Source organism: Actinosynnema sp. NPDC091369 (assembly GCF_044757065.1).
Lineage (GTDB): Bacteria > Actinomycetota > Actinomycetes > Mycobacteriales > Pseudonocardiaceae > Actinosynnema.
On sequence record NZ_JBIVUG010000001.1, the window covers coordinates 1,177,447 to 1,197,618 of the forward strand.

Here is a 20,172-nt window from a genome sequence, read left to right on the forward strand (position 1 = left end):
GTTCGCGGATCAGGCCCCGCGCGGCCCCTGGTGCGTCGGGTCGAGCACGCGGGCCAGGAACGACTGCGTGCGCTCGTGCTGCGGCGCGCCGATGACCTGCTCGGCCGGGCCCTCCTCGACGACGTACCCGCCGTCCATGAACAGCACCCGGTCGGCCACCTCGCGCGCGAACTGCATCTCGTGGGTGACCACGAGCATCGTCATGCCCTCGTCGGCGAGCTGCCGCATCACGCCGAGCACGTCGCCGACCAGCTCGGGGTCCAGCGCCGAGGTCGGCTCGTCGAACAGCATCACGTCCGGGTCCATCGACAGCGCCCGCGCGATGGCCACGCGCTGCTGCTGGCCGCCGGACAGCTGGGCCGGCATGGCGTTGACCTTCTCGGACAGCCCGACCCGCTCCAGGTTGCGCAGCGCGACCTCCTGCGCCTGCTTGGCGTCGCGCTTGAGCACCTTGCGCTGCGCCACGGTCAGGTTGTTCAGCACGCTCAGGTGCGAGAACAGGTTGAACGACTGGAACACCATGCCGATCTTGGTGCGCGCGGCGTCGATGTCCACGTCCGGGTCGGTCAGCTCGACCCCGTTGACCACGATCTTCCCGCCGGTCGGCTCCTCCAGCAGGTTCACGCAGCGCAGCAGCGTGGACTTGCCCGAGCCGGACGGCCCGATGACGCACACGACGTCACCGCGGTCCACCCGCACGTCGATGCCCTTGAGCACGTCCAGCGTGCCGAACGACTTCTTCAGCCCGGTGATCTCGACTGCCGGCTCGCTCACGCGGACACCCCCAACCCGGTCGATTCCGGCGTGCTGATCTTCTTGCCGCCCGTGCGCCGCTCCAGGTACCGCGACAGGTGGCCCAGCGGCAGCGTGATGAGCAGGTAGCACAGGCCGACCACCAGGATCGGGGTCAGCGACGGCGACCGGCTCAGCGTCTCGCGGCCGAACTTGGTCAGCTCGTACTGGTCGCGGGCCAGGCCGATGATGTAGATCAGCGACGAGTCCTTGGTGAGCAGGATCAGCTCGTTGGTCAGCGGCGGCAGGATGATCCGGAACGCCTGCGGGATCACCACGGTCAGCAGCGTGCGGCCCTGCGACATGCCCAGCGAGCGGGCCGCCTCGATCTGGCCCTTGGGCACCGCCTGGATGCCCGCGCGGATCGTCTCGGCCATGTACGCGGCGCCGACGATGCCCAGCGCCAGCATCACCGTCGAGTAGATGTCGAACTGCAGGCCGAACGCCAGCGGCACGCCGAAGCTCAGCGCGATGAATACCAGCAGCGCGGGCACGCCGCGGAAGAACTCGATGTAGATGGTGGCCAGCCAGCGGTACGGCGCGACCGGCGACAGCTTCATCAGCGCCAGCACCAGGCCCAGCGCCAGGCCGAACGCGAAGCCGAGGGCGGTGTAGACGAGCGTGTTCTTCAACGCCACGGTGATGGCGTTGGGGAACATCTCCGCGGCGATCTCGAGGTTGAAGAAGCTGCGCTGGATCTCGCTCCAGTCGGCGACGACCGCCAGGACGGCGGCCACCACGACCAGCAGCGCGTACTGGCTGATGCGGAACGCCTTGGCCCGTTGTCGCTTGGAGAGTGCCATGTGGATTACCTCGTGGGTGGGGTGGACAAGGCGCGGGGCCGGTGCTTCGTGAGCACCGGCCCCGGGTCAGCCGGTTACTTCGACTCCGGCTTCTTGCCGAACCACTTCTCGTAGATCTCGTCGTACTTGCCGCTGTCCTTGGCCTTCTTCAGGACCTCGTCGACCTTGGCCTTGAGGGCGGTGTTGCCCTTCTTCATGCCGATGCCGTACTTCTCCTGCGTGTCGAACTCCGCGACCACGGCGGTGTCCGGGAACTCCTTGACGTAGTCGAGGAGCACGCCGTTGTCGTTGATGGCCGCGTCCACCGCGCCGGTGCGCACGGCGGTCTCCATCAGCGGCAGGTCCTCGAACTGCACGACCGTGTAGCCGTACTTCGCGGCGTTCTCGTTGGCGTAGATCTCGCCGGTGGTCTCGAGCTGGACGCCGATCTTCTTGCCCTTGAGGTCGTCGAGGGTCTTGACCGGCGAGTCCTTCTTGACCAGCAGCGCCTGCGACGCGTCGAAGTAGGGCTCGGAGAAGTCGATGACCTCGGCGCGGTCCGGCTTGATGGTCATGCCGGCCGCGGCCAGGTCGCACTTGCCGGTGTTGAAGACCTCACCGGAGGTGATGGTCTCGAACGGCGTGTCGAAGATTTCCTGAGTGACGTTCAGCTCCTTGGCCACCAGATCGACCAGGTCGACGTCGAAGCCGACGGTCTTGTCGCCCTCGCTGTACTGGAAGGGCTTGTAGGACAGGTGGGTGCAGGTGATCAGCTTGCCGCTCTGGACCAGGGAGATGCCCGACCCGTTGTCCTGCGAGCCGGTGTTGACCTTGGTCGCGCACGCCGTCATCGTGGCCGCCAGGGCGAGCACGGGGAACAGGGCGAGCGCAGCGTGCCTGGTACGACGGGCCACGGCGTCACTCCTCGTAACTGTGTCGGTCGAGTGTTCGGCATACTGCCACTTGGGTGACTGGGTGCACAGCACGTGCGTGTTACAGAACTTCGGTGTGCATCAATCTTGCGTCACAGGGGCCAAGCGGGCGCAAATCGTTCAGCCGTTTGGCCTTAATCACACAGTTGATTCACCCTGAGCGCCGGTGTGACGACGATCCGTCAACAGGCTCGCGACCAGCGCCGTCCACCCGGTCTGGTGAGTCGCGCCCAGTCCCTCGCCGGTGTCACCGTCGAAGTACTCGCTGAAGGTGACGTGCTCCCGCCACAAGGGTGAATCGGTCGACTCGATCCGCTTGCCGTCCGCGGGCCGGCGACCGTCGTGGTCGGGCAGGAACAACGACACCAGGCGTCTGACCAGCTCGTCCGCCGCCTGGCCCGCCGTCACGTGCCGCGTGCTGCGCGTGGGAAGTTCCACGTGGAACCTCCCGCCGTGGAACTCCTCGACCGTGCGCAGCGCCTCCACGAGCAGCGCGTTGGTCGGGAACCACACCGGGCCGCGCCAGTTCGAGTTGCCGCCGAACATCGGCGTGCGCGACTCGCCCGGCTCGTAGCCCATCCGGTGCTCCTGGTCGGCGACCTGCACCTCCAGGCCCTCGCGGTGCGCCGCGGACAGGCTGCGGATGCCGTGCGGCGAGAGGAACTCGCCCTCGTCCAGCATCCGGCTCAGCACCCGCCGCAGCTTGCGCTCGTCCAGCAGGCTGAGCAGGGCGCCGCCGCCGCTGCGGCTCAGGAACTGCTGCAACTCCGGCCGCTTGGCCAGCAGGTGCTCCAGCCGCCGGGCGAAGTCGGGCAGCTCCTCGAACACCCACGGCTCCAGCACCGCGCACGCCAGCACCGGGATCAGGCCCACCATCGACCGCACCCGCACCGGCTTCGACTCGACGTGCCCGTCCGGCAGGCGCCGCGACACCACGTCGTAGCAGAAGCCGTCGGTCTCGTCCCAGATGCCGCGCCCGCCGGAACCGAACTGGGTGGACGCCTCGGCGATGCTCAGGAAGTGCTCCACGAACTTCGTGGCCACGTCCTCGTACGACTCGTCGTGCCGCGCCAGCTCCAGCGCGATCTGCATCAGGTGCAGGCTGTAGGCCGCCATCCACGACGTGGCGTCGGACTGCTCCAGCCGCCACTGGCCCAGCATCGGCTCCGACCGGTTCACCGGACCGATGTTGTCCATGCCGAGGAAGCCGCCCTCGAACAGGTAGCTGCCATCGGCGTCCTTGCGGTTGACCCACCAGGAGAAGTTCAGCAGCAGCTTGTGGAAGACCTTGGCCAGGAACTTGCGGTCCTTGACCTCCTCGGACCGGTAGACCTGCAACGCCGCCCACGCGTGCACCGGCGGGTTGACGTCGCCGAACTCCCACTCGTAGGCCGGGAGCTGGCCGTTGGGGTGCATCAGCCACTCGCGGCACAGCAGGAGGAGCTGCTCCTTGGCGAACGCCGGGTCGACCTTGGCGAACGGCACGGTGTGGAACGCGAGGTCCCACGCGGCGAACCAGGGGTACTCCCACTCGTCCGGCATGGAGATGACGTCGGCCACGTCGAAGTGCCGCCAGTGCGCGTTGCGGGCGTGCATGTTCTTGCGCGAGGTGGGCGCGGCGGGCTGCGCCGGGTCGCCGTCCAGCCACTCGGCGGTGCGGAACCGGTAGTGCTGCTTGGTCCACATCAGGCCGGCCAGCGCCCGCCGCACCACGGCGGCGCGCTTGGGGTCGAGGTCGGTGTGGTGGAACTCGTCGGCCTCGGCCTTGCGCTGGTCGAGCGTGTCCTGGAAGGACGGCCCGAACGCGTCGAGGTGCCCGTCGCCCTCCACCAGCCGCAGCCGCACGGTCACCTCCTCGCCCGGCTCGACCGGGTCGAACGAGTACCAGGCGGCGACCTTCGTGCCCGGCTCGCTGGTGTCGTCCGGCCCGACGACCTGGCACGCCGCGGCGTCCTTGCCCACCACGTACCGGTCGATGCCGTCCTTGGTGTAGCGGGTCGGGTTGCGCTGGGTGCCGAACAGCTCGACCTCGTTGGTCTCGTTGTCGGTGACCAGCAGCGTCGGGGTGCCCTCGACGTGCAGCGTGTAGCGGCCCAGCGCGCCGTGCTCGGCGGTGATGCGGCGCCAGCCGTCCCGCGTGCAGGCGCGCAGGCTCGGCTTGCGGTCGTCACGGCCCCACGCCCACGTGTTGCGGAACCAGAACTGGGGCAGCAGGTGCAGCGGGGCCGGGTCCGGGCCGTGGTTGGTGGCGGTCAGCTCGACGCAGACGTCCCGCGGGCCCGCCTTGGCGTAGCTCACCCGGACGTCGAAGAACCGGTTCCCGTCCAGCGCGCCGGTGTCGGACAGCTCCGGCTCGCGCTCGTTGCGGCCGGCGCGCCCGGCCATCTCGCGCAGCTCGGCGTAGGGGAACTCGCGCTGCGGGTACCGGTAGACGACCTGCATCCACGAGTGCGTCGGCGTGCCGTCGGTCACCCACCAGTGCTCTTTGACGTCCTCGCCGTGGTTGCCCTCGTTGTTGGTGAGCCCGAAGTAGCGCTCCTTGAGGATCGGGTCGCGGCCGTTCCAGAGAGCGACGCCGAGGTTGAGGAAGCCGTGCACGTCGCAGATGCCCGCGATGCCGTCCTCGCCCCACCGGTAGGCCCGCGAGCGGGCGTGGTCGAACGGGAAGGACGTCCACGCGTCGCCGCCTGCCGAGTAGTCCTCGCGGACCGTCCCCCACTGCCGTCCGGCCAGGTAGGGGCCCCAGAGACGCCAGGGTGCGGTCGGGGAGTCGGACTCCGCCAACCGCGTCCGCTCGGCTTGCCGGCTGTGCTCGTTCACTCGGCCAGTGTGCGGCATCGGTTCAGTAAACCGGTTACCGGCGAGTTAGGTCACAGTCCTGACCGGTGTTTGCAAACCCCGTCAGGTGGGGGTGCCGTCACGCTGCGTAGACGATGCCCCCCACCTCCTGCGGACCCGTCAGCGCCGGGCGTGCGCGTCCAGCACCACGGCCACGGCCTCGGTGATCCGCGCGGCGTGCGCCAGGTGCAGCCACTCGTCCGGCACGTGGCAGTTCGAGTCCGGTCCGACCGCGCCCGTGACCAGGAACTGCGCCTGCGGGTACGCCTCGTGCAGCAGGCCCATGAACGGGATCGAGCCGCCCAGCGCCACCGTCCGCCACGGCGAGTCGAACACCTCCTTGCCGACCCGGTCCAGCGTCTCGCGCAGCCACGGTGCCAACTCGGGGGCGTTCCAGCCGTCGGCGAACTCGACGCGCGACAGCTCCACCGAAGCGCCGTACGGCACGTCGGTCGTCAACGCCCGGCGCACCGCCTCGATCGCCGCCCGCGAGTCGGCCGTCGGCGGCAGCCGGAAGCTCAGCACCAGCGTGGTGAACGGCCGCAGCACGTTGCCCGCGTCGTCCGGCTCGGGCAGGCCGGACGCGCCGGTGACCGACAGCGTCGGCCGCCACCCGGCGTTGAGCGCGAGCTCCACCTCGTCCTCGCCCATCGGCTGCGTCCCCGCCGCCCACGGCACGCTGCCCACCAGCACGCCGGGCGTGCTGGCCACCGCGTCGCGCACCTCCGCCACCCGGTGCTCCGGGATGTCCACGTGCATCTCGCGGACCAGCACCTCGCCGGTCGCGGAGTCCTCCAGCCGGTCCAGCAGCTGCCGGGCGATCCGGAACGACGACGGCACGATCCCGCTCGCCATGCCCGAGTGCAGCCCGCTCTCCAGCACCCGCACCGTCAGGGTGGCCTGCGCCAACCCGCGCAGCGACGTGGTCAGCCACATCCGGTCGTAGTCGTTGCCGCCCGAGTCCAGGCACACCACCAGCGACACCTCGCCCAGCCGCGGCCGCAGGTGCTCCAGGTAGGCGGGCAGGTCGGGGCTGCCGGACTCCTCGCCGGTCTCCAGCAGCACGACGCAGCGCGAGTGCGCGCCGCCCGCCCGCCGGACGCCCTCGATCGCGGCGATCGCCGCGTACCCGGAGTAGCCGTCGTCGGCCGCGCCGCGCCCGTAGAGCCGCCCGTCGCGCACGACCGGGGTCCACGGCCCGAGCCCCTCGCCCCAGCCGCCGACCGGCGGCTGCTTGTCCAGGTGGCCGTACATGAGCACCGTGTCGGACGTCGGCGCGGTGCCGGGCACGTCGACCAGCAGCAGCGGCGTGCGGTCGGGCAGCTGGACGACCTCGACGGTCGTGCCGGGCAGGTCGCGGTCGGCGAGCCAGGCGCGCACGTGCTCCACCGCGGCGGCCAGGTGGCCGTGCGCGGCCCACGCGGGGTCGAAGATCGGGGAGATCGCGGGTACCGCGACCAAGGCGGACAGGCTCGGGAGGATGTCGTCGTCCCAGAGCCCGCGAACGGTACGGGTCAGCGCTGAACGGTCCACGCCCCGATCCTGTCACGCCGGCACCCGGCGGAACGGTCCGCGCGCGGGTTTCGCGTGGTGGAAATGGGCTGGGCGGCCGATGGTCGGTAGTCCATCCAACGGGGACCGGCCGACGTGGGCGATTCCGGTCGACCCGGCGTGCGCGATTCCCCACGGAAGGTAGTTAACGATCGGTAACCGGGACGCGGCCGTCCGGTGGGCGAACGCGCTACTCGGACTGCCGAAGATTGGCCGTCCAACCGTTACCGCACGTCAGGCCGTTGCGTCGGAGATTACGAAGTGGGATGGGGCTCACCATGACGGGTGACGCCATGTCAGGATGTGGATGAGAACCACCGTCAGCGCCGACGGTTGCCCGACCCCCACACCCCGGGGGCGACGGCGACTGGCGGTGCAGCCGCGCACGGGTCGCCACAAGCGACCGGGCGGCCTCGTAGACGAGGAGACAAGGCGCATGTCGTCCCCCGAGAAATGGACGCACCCAGGGCCGGATGCCGCGCCGGCCACTGCTGCCAAACCGACAGCGGAACAGGTGATCGCAGGCTTGCGAGCGACAGACGAGGGCGGCGCCGACCTGGTGCAGCTGCTCACCCCGGAGGGTGAGCGCGTCCAGCACCCGGACTTCGACATCGACATCACGGCCGAGGAGCTGCGCGGGCTGTACCGCGACATGGTCCTGGTCCGCCGGGTCGACCGCGAGGCCAACGCGCTCCAGCGCAAGGGCGAGCTCGGCATCTGGGTGCCGCTGCTCGGCCAGGAGGCCGCGCAGATCGGCGCGGGCCGGGCGATGCGGCCGGAGGACATGGCGTTCCCCAGCTACCGCGAGCACGGCATCGCGTGGACGCGCGGTGTCAAGCCGACCGAGCTGCTCGGCATCTTCCGCGGGACCGACAACGGCACGTGGGACCCGGTGGCGCACCGCTTCCACCCCTACACGATCGTCATCGGCAACCAGGTGCTCAACGCCGCCGGGTACGCCATGGGGCAGAAGTTCGACGGCAAGGTCGGCGACGCCGACGGCGAGGCCACGATCTGCTTCTTCGGCGACGGCGCGACCAGCCAGGGTGACGTGCACGAGGGCTTCGTCTGGGCCGCGGTCTACGACGCGCCGCTGGTGTTCTTCTGCCAGAACAACCAGTGGGCGATCTCCGAGCCGACCGAGCGCCAGTCCCGCCTCCCGCTCTACCAGCGGGCCCGCGGCTACGGCTTCCCCGGCATCCGGGTCGACGGCAACGACGTGCTGGCCACCCTCGCGGTCACCCGCTGGGCGCTGGAGGAGTGCCGCCAGGGCAACGGCCCGATCCTGATCGAGGCGTTCACCTACCGGATGGACGCCCACACCACCTCCGACGACCCGTCGCGCTACCGGCTGTCCGACGAGCTGGAGCTGTGGAAGCTCAAGGACCCGATCGAGCGGGTCAAGGTGCACCTGGTCAAGCAGCAGTGGGCCGACCAGGCGTTCTTCGAGTCGATCGAGGCCGAGGCCGAGCAGATCGCGATCGAGCTGCGGGAGTACTGCGTCAGCCTCCCCGACCCGCCGGCCGGGCGGATCTTCAGCGAGGTCTACGCCGAGGGCAACCCCGTCCTGGAGGCGCAACGCGACGAGTTCCTGGCCTACCACGCCGGGTTCGCCGGAGGTGAGCACTGATGGCCGCTCCGACCATGGACCGCTCCACGTCCGCCGCGCCGGCCGCGGTGCAGACGCTGACCATCGCGAAGGCGTTGAACAACGGCCTGCGCGCGTCGATGGAGGCCAACCCCAAGGTCATCGTGATGGGTGAGGACGTCGGCAAGCTCGGCGGCGTCTTCCGCATCACCGACGGCCTGCAGAAGGACTTCGGCGAGCAGCGCGTGCTGGACACCCCGCTGGCCGAGTCGGGCATCATCGGCACCGCCGTGGGCCTGGCCATCCGCGGCTACCGGCCGGTGTGCGAGATCCAGTTCGACGGGTTCATCTTCCCCGGCTTCGACCAGATCGTGTCGCAGGTCGCCAAGCTGCACTTCCGCACCCAGGGCCGGCTCAAGGTGCCCATGGTGATCCGGGTGCCGTTCGGCGGCGGCATCGGCGCGGTCGAGCACCACTCCGAGTCGCCCGAGTCGTACTTCGCGCACACCGCCGGCCTCAAGGTCGTCTCGTGCTCGAACCCGGCCGACGCCTACTGGATGATCCAGCAGGCCATCGACTGCGACGACCCGGTGCTGTTCTTCGAGCCGAAGCGGCGCTACTACGAGAAGGGCGAGGTCGACACCACCGCCGCGCCCGCGCCGCTGTTCGAGTCGCGCACGCTGCGCACCGGCACGGACGTCACGCTCGTGACGTACGGGCCGATGGTGCGCACGTCGCTGGACGCCGCCGCGGCGGCCGAGGAGGAGGGGCGTTCGCTGGAGGTCATCGACCTGCGCACGCTGTCCCCGCTCGACCTCGCGCCCGTGTACGAGTCGGTGCGGCGCACCGGCCGGCTGGTCGTGGTGACCGAGGCGCCCAGCGAGTCCTCCATCTCCAGCGAGATCGCCGCGAAGGTGCAGCAGGAGTGCTTCTACTCCCTGCAAGCGCCGGTGCTGCGGGTGACCGGGTTCGACACCCCGTACCCGCCCTCGAAGTTGGAGGAGGAGTTCCTCCCCGACCTCGACCGGGTGCTGCACGCCGTCGACCGCTCACTGGCCTGGTAGGGGGATAGCTGTGCCGCAGTTCAAGCAGTTCCCCCTGCCCGACACGGCAGAGGGGCTGACCGAGGCCGAGATCCTCACCTGGCACGTCAAGCCGGGTGACGCGGTGAAGGTCAACCAGGTCATCGTCGAGATCGAGACCGCCAAGGCCGCCGTCGAGCTGCCGTGCCCGTGGGACGGCGTGGTGACCGAGCTGCTGGTCGAGGTCGGGCAGACGGTCGAGGTCGGCGTCCCGATCATCACGATCGACGTGGACCCGTCCGGCTCGGCGCCGGCGCCCGCGCCCGCCCCGGCGGCGTCGAACGGCAAGATCGGCGAGGAGATGCCGGGCGGCCGGATCGCCACGCTGGTCGGCTACGGGCCGCGGGCCGGCGCGGCGAAGCGCCGTCCGCGCAAGGACGCCCCGGTCCCGGTCGCCGCCGCTCCGGCTCCGGTGTCCGCTCCGGCTCCGGTTCCCGTTGCGGCGCCTGCGCCCGCTCCGGCTCCGGTGGTCGCCGAACCGGTCGCGCGGCCGGCGGGCGGTTACGTGCCGCTGGCCAAGCCGCCGGTGCGGAAGCTGGCCAAGGACCTGGGCGTCGACCTGTACGCGCTGGCGGGCTCCGGCCCGGGCGGCGTGATCACGCGGGAGGACGTCGAGCAGGCCGTGACGTCCCCGACCCGGGCCACGTCGACCGCGCCCGCCGCGGTCGACAGCGGGTCGCGGGAACGCCGGGTGCCGATCAAGGGCGTCCGCAAGGCGACCGCGCAGGCGATGGTGGACAGCGCGTTCACCGCCCCGCACGTCACGGAGTTCCTGACCGTGGACGTGACGCCGATGATGGAGCTGCGGGCCCGGCTGAAGTCCGCGCCGCAGTTCCGCGACGTGAAGCTCACGCCGCTGGCGTTCGCCGCGAAGGCGGTCACCCTGGCCGTCCGCCGCACGCCCGACGTCAACGCGACGTGGGACGAGGCGGCGCAGGAGATCGTCTACAAGGACTACGTGCACCTGGGCATCGCCGCCGCCACCCCGCGCGGCCTGGTGGTGCCGAAGGTCCGCGACGCCGACCGCATGTCGCTGCGCGAGCTGGCCGTCGCCCTGGACGAGCTGGCCACGACCGCCCGCGACGGCAAGACGTCCCCCGCGGACATGATGGGCGGCACGATCACCATCACCAACGTGGGCGTCTTCGGCGTGGACACGGGCACCCCGATCATCAACCCGGGCGAGTCCGCGATCCTGGCCCTCGGCGCGATCCGCGACATGCCCTGGGTGGTGGACGGCCAGGTCGTCCCGCGCAAGGTGTGCCAACTGGCCTTGAGCTTCGACCACCGCGTGGTCGACGGCCAGCAGGGCTCGCAGTTCCTGGCCGACGTCGGCGCGCTGCTGGCCGACCCCGGCGTGGCGATGACGTACTGACCGGTCGGAGCACCGACCAGTCGGACTCGAACGGGCCGGCGTCCACCGCGGACGCCGGCCCGTTCCGTCACGCGGAGGGCCGCTCCGGCTCGGTCGCCTCGGCCACCGGCAGGACGGTGTCGACCAGCTGGACCCTGCGGACCCGCAGGCCCCGGCGGTCGGACTGCTCGTCGACGGCCACCTCCACCTCCCGGAAGCTGCTGTCCAAGAACCAGACCCCGGTGTCGTCGAAGGACATGCCGCGCAGGTCGATCCTCGACCGGTGCACCTCGCACCCGTCCACCACGATCACGCCGAACGCCCGCTTCTCCTCCACGTCGGAGTACGCGAAGGAGAAGTCGAGAGCGCTGTCGGTCACGACGCACCGCTCGAAGCGGATGCTCGTGCCCGTCACCTCGCTGCTGCGGAAGGCGATCCCGGCGTCGGTCAGGGTCGCGCGGTAGAAGTACACCTTCCCGCGCCGGATCTCGCCGGCGGTGAAGTCGACCGAGGTCCGGGTGAAGTCGGCGCCGACGAACTCCGCGGTCACGTGCTCGAACAGGGTGTCCCGGAAGCTGACCTGGTCGGACGTGAACGTGGTGCCGTGGCAGCTCAGCGTCATGTCCCGGAAGACGGTCCGCTCGAACGACGTGTGCGGACCGCGGAACACCGCGCCGTCGAACACCACCCTGCCCTCGAAGGTGATCTCGCTGAAGTCGGCCTCGTGGAACTCGACACCGGTGAAGTCGAAGTCCAGGCCGGACCACGGACCCGCCTCGTGCGGGCTGCCGAGGTGGGCCCGCAGCACCCGGAAGATGGTGGCGACGACCTCCTTCTCGCCCTCGTCGCGCTCACGGGGCAGCCGCAGGTACGCGCACAGGACGTCCACGCAGGTCTGCCGCTGCGCGGCCCAGTCGTCGGCCAGGCCGGCCAGCGCGTACGCGCCCGCGATCCGCACGGCCGCCTGGTCGTGGCCGAGCTGGGCGGTCGTGGTGGCGAAGCGCTCGTTGAAGAGCTTGGTCCGCTCCCGCTCCTCCTGGCCGATCGTCAGCACGTGCGCCGCTTCGGTGACCCGCTGCCTGCGGTAGTTGACCGCGAGCGCCACGACACCGCCGAAGCCCGCGACCACCGCGAGCCCGATCTTGAGCACGTCGAGCGCCTCGGTGGTGCTGAAGGCGACGCCCCGCGGCAGCTTCGGCCAGCCGAGCAGCCACAGCAGCCCCGCGCCCGCCCCGCCACCGACCACCAGCGCGACCGCGAACCACGCCAGCACCGAGTGCCACACCGGGCCCTGGTGCCCGTCGCCGGGGCGTCGCCGCCGGGCGGCGAGGCGGAACTTCGGCCTGCGTTTGACCACCCACCACACCAGCAGCAGGACGGCCGACGCCACCGCGGCGGGCAGGTAGGGGGTGACGGCGGAAGGCACGAGCAGTCATCGTGCCGGATCGGGTGGGGCGGCGGTCGCGGTTCGGCGTGTTTGCCCGCTCTCCACGCGGCCGTGCGTTAATCGGTTGAAGTTCCAGTGACTGGAGAGTTCAGGGTGGTCCCCGTGACGCACTACTCGATCGGCGAACTGGCGCGGATGACCGGGCTGTCCACGCGGACTATCCGGTTCTACTCCGACTCCGGCGTGATCCCCGTGGCGGGGCGCACGGCGGGCGGGTTCCGCACCTACGACGTCGACGGGTTGGCGCGGCTGAAGCTCGTGCGGACCCTGCGCGCCCTGGGCGTCGACCTGCCCACCGCGCAGCGGGTGCTGGCACGGGAGTTGTCCGTCGCCGAGGTGGCGCGGACGCACGCGGAAGCCATCGACGCGCAGATGCGCACGCTCCGGCTGCGCCGGGCCGTGCTGCGGGTCGTGGCGCGGAACGGGGAGGTGGAGATGGTGCACGAGTTGGCGCGGCTGTCGGAGGAGGAGCGGCAGGCGATCCTGGACGACTTCTTCGAGGAGGTGTTCGGCGGCCTCGACCTGGAGCCGACCTTCGAGCAGCGGATGCGGTCGGTGCGGGTGGAGCTGCCGGACGACCCGTCGGCGGAGCAGCTGGAGGCGTGGGTCGAGCTGGCGAACCTGGTGCGCGACCCGGACTTCCGGGCGTCGATCCGGCGGATGTCGGAGCGGCACCAGGAGATGCGGGCCGAAGGGGCCGACATGGGCCCGAGCTCACCGGCGCAGGCGGAGGCGTTCCAGTACGCGTTCACGCGGGCGCGCGAGGCGTTGGACGCGGGCGTCGACCCGCGTTCACCGGAAGCGGCCACCATCGTCGCCGCGATCAACGACAAGTGGGCGTCGGTGGTGGGCGTCCCGGCGGGCCCGGAACTGTCGCAGCGGTTGGCGGAGTTCGGCGACCCGAGGGCCGAGCGCTACTGGCAGCTGATCGCCAAGGTCAACGGCTGGGAGACGCAGATCCCCGACACGACCGCCGAACGTGCGTGGTTGATCGGGGCAACGGGCTGACGCTCACTCCCACACCAGGCAGAACGGGTGCCCGGCGGGATCGGCGAACACCCACCACACGTCGTGCGAGTCGTCCAGCAACGTCGCACCGAGCCGGAGGACCTCGGCCTTGGCCACGCCGAGGTCCGCCACGCCGACGTCCAGGTGGAACTGCTGCGGCTTGCGTGGGTCGGGCCACTCCGGCGCCACGTGGTCGGTGGCGCGCTGGAAGCCGAGCACCATCGATGCGGTGTGCAGCGTCGACCAGTGCTCGTCCAACCGCCACCGCCGATCGGGCCGGTCGACCTCACCGCCGAGGAGTCCCCGGTAGAACTCGGCCAGCGCCTTCGGCTCGGGACAGTCGAGCACGACGCACTGCAACACCCCCACCACGGCCCGAGCCCAACCCGGTGGGAAAGCAGTGGACGGGGTCTTCCGCGTCCCGAAGACCCCGTCCGCTTCCCAGACGGCCTGATGACGGCCTGGGAAGATCAAGTCAGCGAATGTGCATCCCGGAAATGGCCCTGGCCACCACCAACCGCTGGATCTCGCTCGTCCCCTCGAAGATGGTGAAGATCTTCGCGTCGCGGTGCATGCGCTCCACCGGGTGCTCGCGCGTGTAGCCCGCCCCGCCCAGGATGTGGATCGCGCGCTCGGTCGCCCACACCGAGACCTCGCCGGCCTTGAGCTTGGACATCGAGCCCTCGCCCGCGGTGAACGGGACGTTGTTGCGGCCCATCCACGCGGCCCGCCACACCAGCAGCCGGGCCGCGTCGATCTCCATCTTCATGTTCGCCAGGTCGAACGCGATCGACTGGTTCTCGATGATCTTGCGGCCGAACGCCTCGCGGTCCTTGGCGTACTCCAGCGAGTACTCGTAAGCCGCACGCGCCACGCCCACGGCCATCGCGCCCACGGTCGGGCGGGTGGTCTCGAACGTCGCCATGGCCGCCTGCCCGCCGGCCCTCTGGCCCTCACGGGCGCGCGCCAGCCGGGCGTCCAGCTTCTCCTTGCCGCCCAGCAGGCACCGGCCGGGCACGCGCACGTCGTCCAGGAACACGTCCGCCGTGTGCGACGCCCGCATGCCGTGCTTGCGGATCTTCCCCGGCGACGACAGGCCGCGCGTCCCCGGCGGCACGACGAAGCCCGCCTGGCCGCGCGCGCCCAGCGACGGGTCGACGACCGCCGTCACGACGTGCACGTTGGCGATGCCGCCGTTGGTGGCCCACGCCTTCTGCCCGTTGAGCACCCACTCGTCGGTGGCCTCGTCGTACACCGCCCGCGTCCGGTAGCCGGCCACGTCCGAACCGGCCTGCGGCTCGGACGCGCAGAAGGCGGCCAGCTTCGGGTCGTCCTCGGTGCCGAAGCACTCGGGCACCCACTCGGCCAGCTGCTCGGGCTCGCCCGACGCGAAGATGCCCGCCGCCGCCAGGCCCGTGCCCATCAGGGCCAGCGCGATCCCGGCGTCACCCCAGAACAGCTCCTCGGTGGCGATCGGCAGCGACAGGCCGATGGGGTCGGCGAACCAGGTGGCGAGCGACTCGAACCCGTACAGGCCGATCTTCGCCGCTTCCTGGATCACCGGCCACGGCGTCTCCTCGCGCTCGTCCCACTCCGACGCCGCGGGCCGGATCACGTCCTTCGCGAAGCCGTGCACCCACTCGCGCAGGTCAAGCTGGTCCTCGTTGAGCTCCAGCGAAAAGCCGCCCATGGTCCCCTCACGCCTTCGGAATGTTGAACAAGCTCATGAACCCGGCCGCGAAGCCCAGGTCGCCCTTGACCTTCAGCTTGCCGGTCATGAACAGCACCGGGGCCGAGGCGTTGCCGGTCGCGAGCTTCAGGAACTCCACCGGTCCCAACGTGACAACAGCCCTGGGGTCACGGGTCTCGCCCTTGTTGATCGTGCACCCGGCGTTCTCGATGATCGCCTCGTACACGTCGTCGCCGTCGAACCCGCCGGTCAGCCGGAAGTGCACGACGGCGCGCGTGGCGCCCGCGCGTTCGCTGCGGAAGTGCACCTCCATGCGCCGGAACACCTCGTCCAGCACGCGTTCGCGCAGGCCGGGCCGCGAGGTCACGGCCTCGATCTGGTCCTTGGACGCGCGCGAGATGATCCGCGCGAAGTTCTGCGGGTCCATCTTGGCCAGGTCGAGGTCGGCGCCGCCGTCGGCCAGCGCGCCCAACGCGTCCAGCAGGTCGGCGAACTCGTCCCGGCCGAGCTTCTTCGGGTCGATGCCGCGCGCGATGACGTCGATGTCGACGTCCTTGAGCGCCGGGTCGCCCGGGTCGACCTGCCTGAGCGTTGAGATCAGCTCCTGGGGGCTGAGCTTCGCGATCGCCTCGGTGGTGAGGTCGATGGTCATGTGTGGCACCTCCGCTACCTACTGGCAGGTAAGCCTACTGGCCAGTAGGTAAGGCGGCAAGGGGCGCAGAGTAATCTTGTCGCAGCCATCCAGGGGGTGCGATGCACGCAGAGCAACCGGTTCGCTCCGGTCGGGCCAAGAGACTGCCACGCGCGGTGCGCGAGCGGCAGATCATGGACGCCGCGGTGGACGTCTTCTCGCGCTTGGGTTTCCACGCCGCGTCCATGGACGAGATCTCCGAGGTCGCGGGCATCTCCAAACCCATGCTGTACGCCTACCTGGGCTCGAAGGAGGAGCTGTTCGCCACCTGCATCCGCCGTGAGGCGACCCGGATGATGGAGGCGATCGCGAACGGCGTCGAGGCCGAGGAGCCGCCGGACGTCCAGCTGTGGAGCGGGTTGCGGGCGTTCTTCGGGTTCGTCGGCGAGAACCGCGCGAGCTGGCAGGTGCTGCACCGGCAGGCGTCCTCGCAGGGCGGGCCGTTCGCCGAGGAGCTGGCCGACATGCGCGGCCGGGTGATCAGCCTGGTGGCGGCGCTGCTGGTGCACTCGTCGGACTTCGGCGACGTGCCGCGGGCGGGCGACAAGGAGGCCGAGTCGCTGGCCGCCGCCCTGGTCGGGGCGGGCGAGTCGCTGGCCGACTGGTGGCTCGACAACCCCCAGGAGCCGGCCGGCGTCGTCGCCGCCCGGCTCATGAACCTGGTCTGGATGGGGTTCGGGGACCTCGTGGCGGGCGACGTGTGGCACCCGCCGTCGCGGCGGTCCGGCATCGAGGAGGGCTCCTAGGCCAACGCGCCCTTGAGCACGGCCACCGCCTGGCTGATCGCGGCTTCGGCGGCGTGGGTCTCGCGCAGCGCGTTGAGCATGACGAAGTCGTGGATCACGCCCTGGTAGCGCACGGCGGTCACCGGCACCCCCGCTTCGCGCAGCTTGTTCGCGTAAGCCTCGCCCTCGTCGCGCAGCACGTCGGCCTCGGCGGTGATCACCAGCGCGGGCGGCAGCCCGGTCAGCTCCTCGGTGCTCGCCCGCAGCGGCGAAGCGGTGATCTCCGCGCGCTCCGCCTCCAAAGTCGTGTACTGGTCCCAGAACCACTCCATCGCGTCACGCCGCAGGAAGTAGCCCTCGGCGAACTCGTGGTACGACGGCGTGTCGAACGACGCGTCGGTCACCGGGTAGAACAGCACCTGCTGCTTGAACGCCACGTCGCCGCGCGCCTTGGCCAGCAGCGTCAGCGCGATCGCCAGGTTGCCGCCGACCGAGTCGCCCGCCACCGCCAGCCGCGCCGCGTCGAGCCCGCGGGCGGCGCCCTCGGCGACGATCCACCGCGCCACGGCGTAGGTCTCCTCCAGCGCCACGGGGTAGTGCGCCTCGGGCGAGAGGCTGTAGTCGGGGAACACCACGGCCGCGCCCGCGCCGACGGCCAGTTCGCGCACCAGCCGGTCGTGCGTCTTGGCGTTGCCGAACACCCATCCGGCGCCGTGGACGTAGAGGACGACGGGCAGCGTGCCGGTCGCGCCGGCCGGGCGGACGACCCGGACGGGCACCTCGCCGACGGTCACCCACTCCTCGTCCACCTCGGGCTTGGCCACCTCGCCCGCCTGCACGTCCTCCACGGCCCGCCGTCCTTCGACCGGGCCGAGGTCGAACAGGTAGGGCGGGTTGGCGGTCGCGGCGGCGAACTCGGCGGCGGCCGGTTCCAGGACGGTCATCTCGGGCTCCTCGGTGTTGCGGTCGAACCTGACACCAGAAACCTAGCCCGCGATTACATCGTGCACAATCTAAATGTCCGCAGGTGTATCGTGGGTTCCGTCACAAGCGGGAGCACGCCGTCACCACCGGAGGGGAAGGCGGACATGCGGGACTTCAGCCTGGAACTGGACGACCAGCTCTGCTTCGCGCTCTACGCGGCCTCCCGGGCCGTCACCGCGCGGTACCGGCCGCTGCTGGACGGCCTCGGGCTGACCTACCCGCAGTACCTGGTGATGCTGGTGCTGTGGGAACGCGGCGCGGTCCCGGTGAAGGACGTCGCCGCCGCGCTCCAGCTGGACTACGGCACGCTCTCCCCGCTGCTCAAGCGGCTGGAGGCGGGCGGCCTGATCCGCCGCGAGCGCCGTCCCGACGACGAGCGCTCGGTCCGCCTCGTGCTCACCGAACAGGGTCAGGAGCTGCAAGAGCGCGCCAAGGACGTGCCGCCCGCGATGGGCGAGGCGATGAACCTGGACGAGGAGGACACGGCCCGGCTGCGTGCCCTCCTGCGCACGTTGGCCGACAACGTCAGCCGCTGATCACGCCCTCCAGGTGCGGCCGGTTCGACCACAGCGCGAACCGCCACCCGGTGCCGGTGGGCGCGGACGAGAAGCCGACCTCGCCGGGCAGCAGGATCGGGGCCTTGAACCGCACGTCGACCTCGTAGGCGTCGGGCAGCCGGCCCTCGAACGCCGCCACGCACCGGGCTTTCGACCACATCCCGTGCGCGATGGCCCGCGGGAAGCCGAACGCCTTGGCGGTCAACGGGTGCAGGTGGATGGGGTTGCGGTCGCCGGACGCGTCCGCGTACCGGCGGCCGAGGTCGCCCGGCAGCCGCCAGCGGGCCGACGGCGCGGGTGGTTCGGCCCGCGGCGACGACTCCTTCGAAGCGGCGCCCTCCCGGCGGAGGTAGGTCGACACGCCGACCCACACCTCCTCGCCGTGCACGGACACCGTCGTGACCATGTCGAACTGCCGCCCGCGCTCGTGCGGCCGCAGGTCGGCCGGCGCCACGTGCAGCGACAGCGGCTCGTCCGCGCGCAGCGGCCGGTGCTGCCTGATCCGGTTGGCCACGTGCACCAGGCCGGGCAGCGGGAACGGGAAGCCGGGCCCGGTCATCAGCCGGATCTGCAAGCCGAACCCGAGCACGTGCGGGTAGGTGATCGGCAGCTCGTCGCGCACGCCGAACCCGCAGACCTTGGTGTAGCGCGCCAGGTGCCCGGGGTCGACGGTCACCTCCGCGTCCAGCGAGGACCGCGGCAGCTCGTCGCCGCGCCGGGTGAAGCCGGTCAGCGCGGCCTTGGCGTAGAGCAGGGTCAGGTTCGCCATCACGCCCCCAGCAGGCTCTGCCCGCACACCCGCACGACGTTGCCGTTCACCCCGGCCGACGCCGGGTGCGCGAACCACGCGATGGTCTCGGCGACGTCCACCGGCAGGCCGCCCTGCGACATGCTGTTCATCCGCCGCCCGGCCTCCCGGATGACCAACGGCACGGCAGCCGTCATCCTGGTCTCGATGAACCCCGGCGCGACCGCGTTCACCGTGGCGCGGCCCGCGAGCCGCCGCGACAGGGAGTCGACCATGCCGATCACGCCCGCCTTGGTGGTGGCGTAGTTGGTCTGGCCGACGTTCCCGGCGATGCCCGCGATGGACGACACGCCGACGATCCGCCCGTTGGGCCGCAGCGCGTCGGCGGCGAGCAGCGCCTCGTTGACCCGTTCCTGCGACGCCAGGTTGACCGCGACCACCGCGTCCCACCGGCCCGCGTCCATCTTGCCGAGCGTGCGGTCGCGGGTGATGCCCGCGTTGTGCACGACCACGTCCACGCCGCCGTGCCGCTGCGCGAGGTGCTCGACGATCCGCGCGGGCGCGTCGGCCGCGGTGATGTCGAGCTGGATCGCCGTGCCGCCGACCCGGTTGGCCACCGCGGACAGCTCGTCGCCCTGCGCGGGCACGTCCAGGCACACGACGCTCGCCCCGTCCCGGCCCAGCACCTCGGCGATCGCCGCGCCGATGCCGCGGGACGCGCCGGTGACCAGCGCGACCTTCCCGGCCAGCGGCCGGTCCCGGTCCGCCGGTGACTCGACGTCGGCCGGCCCGATGCGCACCACCTGCCCGGACACGTACGCCGACCGGCCCGACAGCAGGAACCGCGCCGTCGACCCGATCGCGTCCTCGGCGCCGGGCGCGACGTACACCAGCTGGGCCGTGCCGCCGCGCTTGAGCTCCTTGCCGACGCTGCGCGTGAACCCCTCCAGCGCGCGCTGCGCGATGTGCGACTCGGCCTGCTCGGGCGGGGTGCCGAAGACGACCACCCGGCCGCACGGCCCGAGGGACCGGATCACCGGCTGGAAGAACGCGTGCAGCTCGCGCAGCCGCTCGACCGAGTCGATGCCGGACGCGTCGAACACCAGCGCGCCGTACCGCTCGCCGTCGGCCGCGCCGGTGGCGAGGGTCAGTCCCGTCGACGTCACGGCCGCCCGGAGCGGGTCGGCCAGCCGCCCGCCGCCGCCGATCAGCACGGGCCCGTCCAGCGGGGGTCTTCCGGGTGAGTGGCGGCGCAGCGGGTACGGGTCGGGCAGGCCGAGCTTGCCCACGACGAACCGCCCGAGGCCGGACCTCGCGAACGACTGGTAACGATCCATGCGCACCATCACACTCCCTACTCGCTAGTAAGTCTACTGATGAGTAGGTAACATTGGTCATCACCG

At 71.1% G+C, this 20,172-nt stretch carries 18 protein-coding genes; 6 read left to right on the forward strand and 12 right to left on the reverse strand.

Annotation, left to right across the window (positions count from 1 at the left end; genetic code table 11):
• Positions 1-9: 9 nt before the first annotated feature.
• The 5 genes from ACIQMJ_RS05790 to ACIQMJ_RS05810 all read right to left on the reverse strand — a co-directional run bounded on the left by ACIQMJ_RS05790 (position 10) and on the right by ACIQMJ_RS05810 (position 6,877).
• Positions 10-774 (reverse strand): amino acid ABC transporter ATP-binding protein, encoded by a 765-nt coding sequence (locus ACIQMJ_RS05790; RefSeq protein ID WP_499759805.1) that lies wholly within the window; start codon positions 772-774, stop codon positions 10-12.
• Complete coding sequence (locus ACIQMJ_RS05795; RefSeq protein ID WP_499759806.1) at positions 771-1,595, reverse strand: amino acid ABC transporter permease; 825 nt, start codon at positions 1,593-1,595, stop codon at positions 771-773. Before ACIQMJ_RS05795 ends, ACIQMJ_RS05790 begins: the two co-directional genes overlap by 4 nt.
• 74 nt (positions 1,596-1,669) lie before the next feature.
• Complete coding sequence (locus ACIQMJ_RS05800) at positions 1,670-2,488, reverse strand: transporter substrate-binding domain-containing protein (RefSeq protein WP_499759807.1); 819 nt, start codon at positions 2,486-2,488, stop codon at positions 1,670-1,672.
• A 156-nt stretch (positions 2,489-2,644) separates the two neighbouring features.
• On the reverse strand, positions 2,645-5,326 hold the full coding sequence (locus ACIQMJ_RS05805) for an MGH1-like glycoside hydrolase domain-containing protein (RefSeq protein WP_499759808.1): 2,682 nt from the start codon (positions 5,324-5,326) through the stop codon (positions 2,645-2,647).
• Between the two features lie 138 nt (positions 5,327-5,464).
• Positions 5,465-6,877, reverse strand: coding sequence for a M20/M25/M40 family metallo-hydrolase (locus tag ACIQMJ_RS05810; protein ID WP_499759809.1), 1,413 nt, complete (start codon positions 6,875-6,877; stop codon positions 5,465-5,467).
• Positions 6,878-7,331: 454 nt separating this feature from the next.
• On the opposite strand from ACIQMJ_RS05810, the gene pdhA reads away from it, so the two are divergent.
• The 3 genes from pdhA to ACIQMJ_RS05825 are packed head-to-tail and all read left to right on the forward strand — an operon-like array spanning position 7,332 to position 10,940.
• Complete coding sequence (pdhA, locus tag ACIQMJ_RS05815) at positions 7,332-8,525, forward strand: pyruvate dehydrogenase (acetyl-transferring) E1 component subunit alpha (protein ID WP_499759810.1); 1,194 nt, start codon at positions 7,332-7,334, stop codon at positions 8,523-8,525.
• Entirely contained in the window at positions 8,525-9,547 is a 1,023-nt protein-coding gene (locus tag ACIQMJ_RS05820) for an alpha-ketoacid dehydrogenase subunit beta (protein WP_499759811.1), read from the forward strand. Before pdhA ends, ACIQMJ_RS05820 begins: the two co-directional genes overlap by 1 nt.
• Positions 9,548-9,557: 10 nt before the next feature.
• Positions 9,558-10,940 (forward strand): dihydrolipoamide acetyltransferase family protein, encoded by a 1,383-nt coding sequence (locus tag ACIQMJ_RS05825; RefSeq protein WP_499759812.1) that lies wholly within the window; start codon positions 9,558-9,560, stop codon positions 10,938-10,940.
• Between the two features lie 67 nt (positions 10,941-11,007).
• Here ACIQMJ_RS05825 and ACIQMJ_RS05830 read toward each other — a convergent pair whose 3' ends face one another.
• Complete coding sequence (locus tag ACIQMJ_RS05830) at positions 11,008-12,345, reverse strand: pentapeptide repeat-containing protein (protein ID WP_499759813.1); 1,338 nt, start codon at positions 12,343-12,345, stop codon at positions 11,008-11,010.
• A 123-nt stretch (positions 12,346-12,468) separates the two neighbouring features.
• Between ACIQMJ_RS05830 and ACIQMJ_RS05835 the strand changes: the two genes are divergently transcribed.
• Entirely contained in the window at positions 12,469-13,374 is a 906-nt protein-coding gene (locus ACIQMJ_RS05835) for a helix-turn-helix domain-containing protein (RefSeq protein ID WP_499759814.1), read from the forward strand.
• A 3-nt stretch (positions 13,375-13,377) separates the two neighbouring features.
• Here the strand turns inward: ACIQMJ_RS05835 and ACIQMJ_RS05840 are convergent, their stop codons facing one another.
• The 3 genes from ACIQMJ_RS05840 to ACIQMJ_RS05850 form a co-directional block, all read right to left on the reverse strand.
• Positions 13,378-13,746, reverse strand: coding sequence for a VOC family protein (locus ACIQMJ_RS05840; RefSeq protein WP_499759815.1), 369 nt, complete (start codon positions 13,744-13,746; stop codon positions 13,378-13,380).
• A 103-nt stretch (positions 13,747-13,849) separates the two neighbouring features.
• Positions 13,850-15,064, reverse strand: a complete 1,215-nt coding sequence (locus ACIQMJ_RS05845) for an acyl-CoA dehydrogenase family protein (protein WP_499759816.1) — start codon at positions 15,062-15,064, stop codon at positions 13,850-13,852.
• A gap of 7 nt (positions 15,065-15,071) precedes the next feature.
• On the reverse strand, positions 15,072-15,716 hold the full coding sequence (locus tag ACIQMJ_RS05850) for an SCP2 sterol-binding domain-containing protein (RefSeq protein WP_499759817.1): 645 nt from the start codon (positions 15,714-15,716) through the stop codon (positions 15,072-15,074).
• 101 nt (positions 15,717-15,817) lie between these two features.
• Between ACIQMJ_RS05850 and ACIQMJ_RS05855 the strand changes: the two genes are divergently transcribed.
• Positions 15,818-16,501 (forward strand): TetR/AcrR family transcriptional regulator, encoded by a 684-nt coding sequence (locus ACIQMJ_RS05855; protein ID WP_499759818.1) that lies wholly within the window; start codon positions 15,818-15,820, stop codon positions 16,499-16,501.
• Here the strand turns inward: ACIQMJ_RS05855 and ACIQMJ_RS05860 are convergent.
• Positions 16,498-17,424 carry an alpha/beta hydrolase gene (locus ACIQMJ_RS05860; RefSeq protein WP_499759819.1) on the reverse strand — a complete coding sequence of 309 codons (927 nt, stop codon included), beginning with the start codon at positions 17,422-17,424 and terminating at the stop codon, positions 16,498-16,500. The two genes, ACIQMJ_RS05855 and ACIQMJ_RS05860, sit on opposite strands and share 4 nt — an antisense overlap.
• Before the next feature lie 144 nt (positions 17,425-17,568).
• On the opposite strand from ACIQMJ_RS05860, the gene ACIQMJ_RS05865 reads away from it, so the two are divergent.
• Positions 17,569-18,000, forward strand: a complete 432-nt coding sequence (locus ACIQMJ_RS05865; protein WP_499759820.1) for a MarR family winged helix-turn-helix transcriptional regulator — start codon at positions 17,569-17,571, stop codon at positions 17,998-18,000.
• On the opposite strand, the gene ACIQMJ_RS05870 is transcribed toward ACIQMJ_RS05865, so the two are convergent.
• The gene (locus ACIQMJ_RS05870) at positions 17,990-18,790 is read right to left on the reverse strand and encodes a MaoC/PaaZ C-terminal domain-containing protein (RefSeq protein WP_499759821.1); all 801 of its coding nucleotides are present in this window, start codon (positions 18,788-18,790) and stop codon (positions 17,990-17,992) included. The two genes, ACIQMJ_RS05865 and ACIQMJ_RS05870, sit on opposite strands and share 11 nt — an antisense overlap.
• Positions 18,790-20,106, reverse strand: a complete 1,317-nt coding sequence (locus tag ACIQMJ_RS05875; RefSeq protein ID WP_499759822.1) for a 3-oxoacyl-ACP reductase — start codon at positions 20,104-20,106, stop codon at positions 18,790-18,792. Before ACIQMJ_RS05875 ends, ACIQMJ_RS05870 begins: the two co-directional genes overlap by 1 nt.
• Positions 20,107-20,172: the final 66 nt, after the last annotated feature.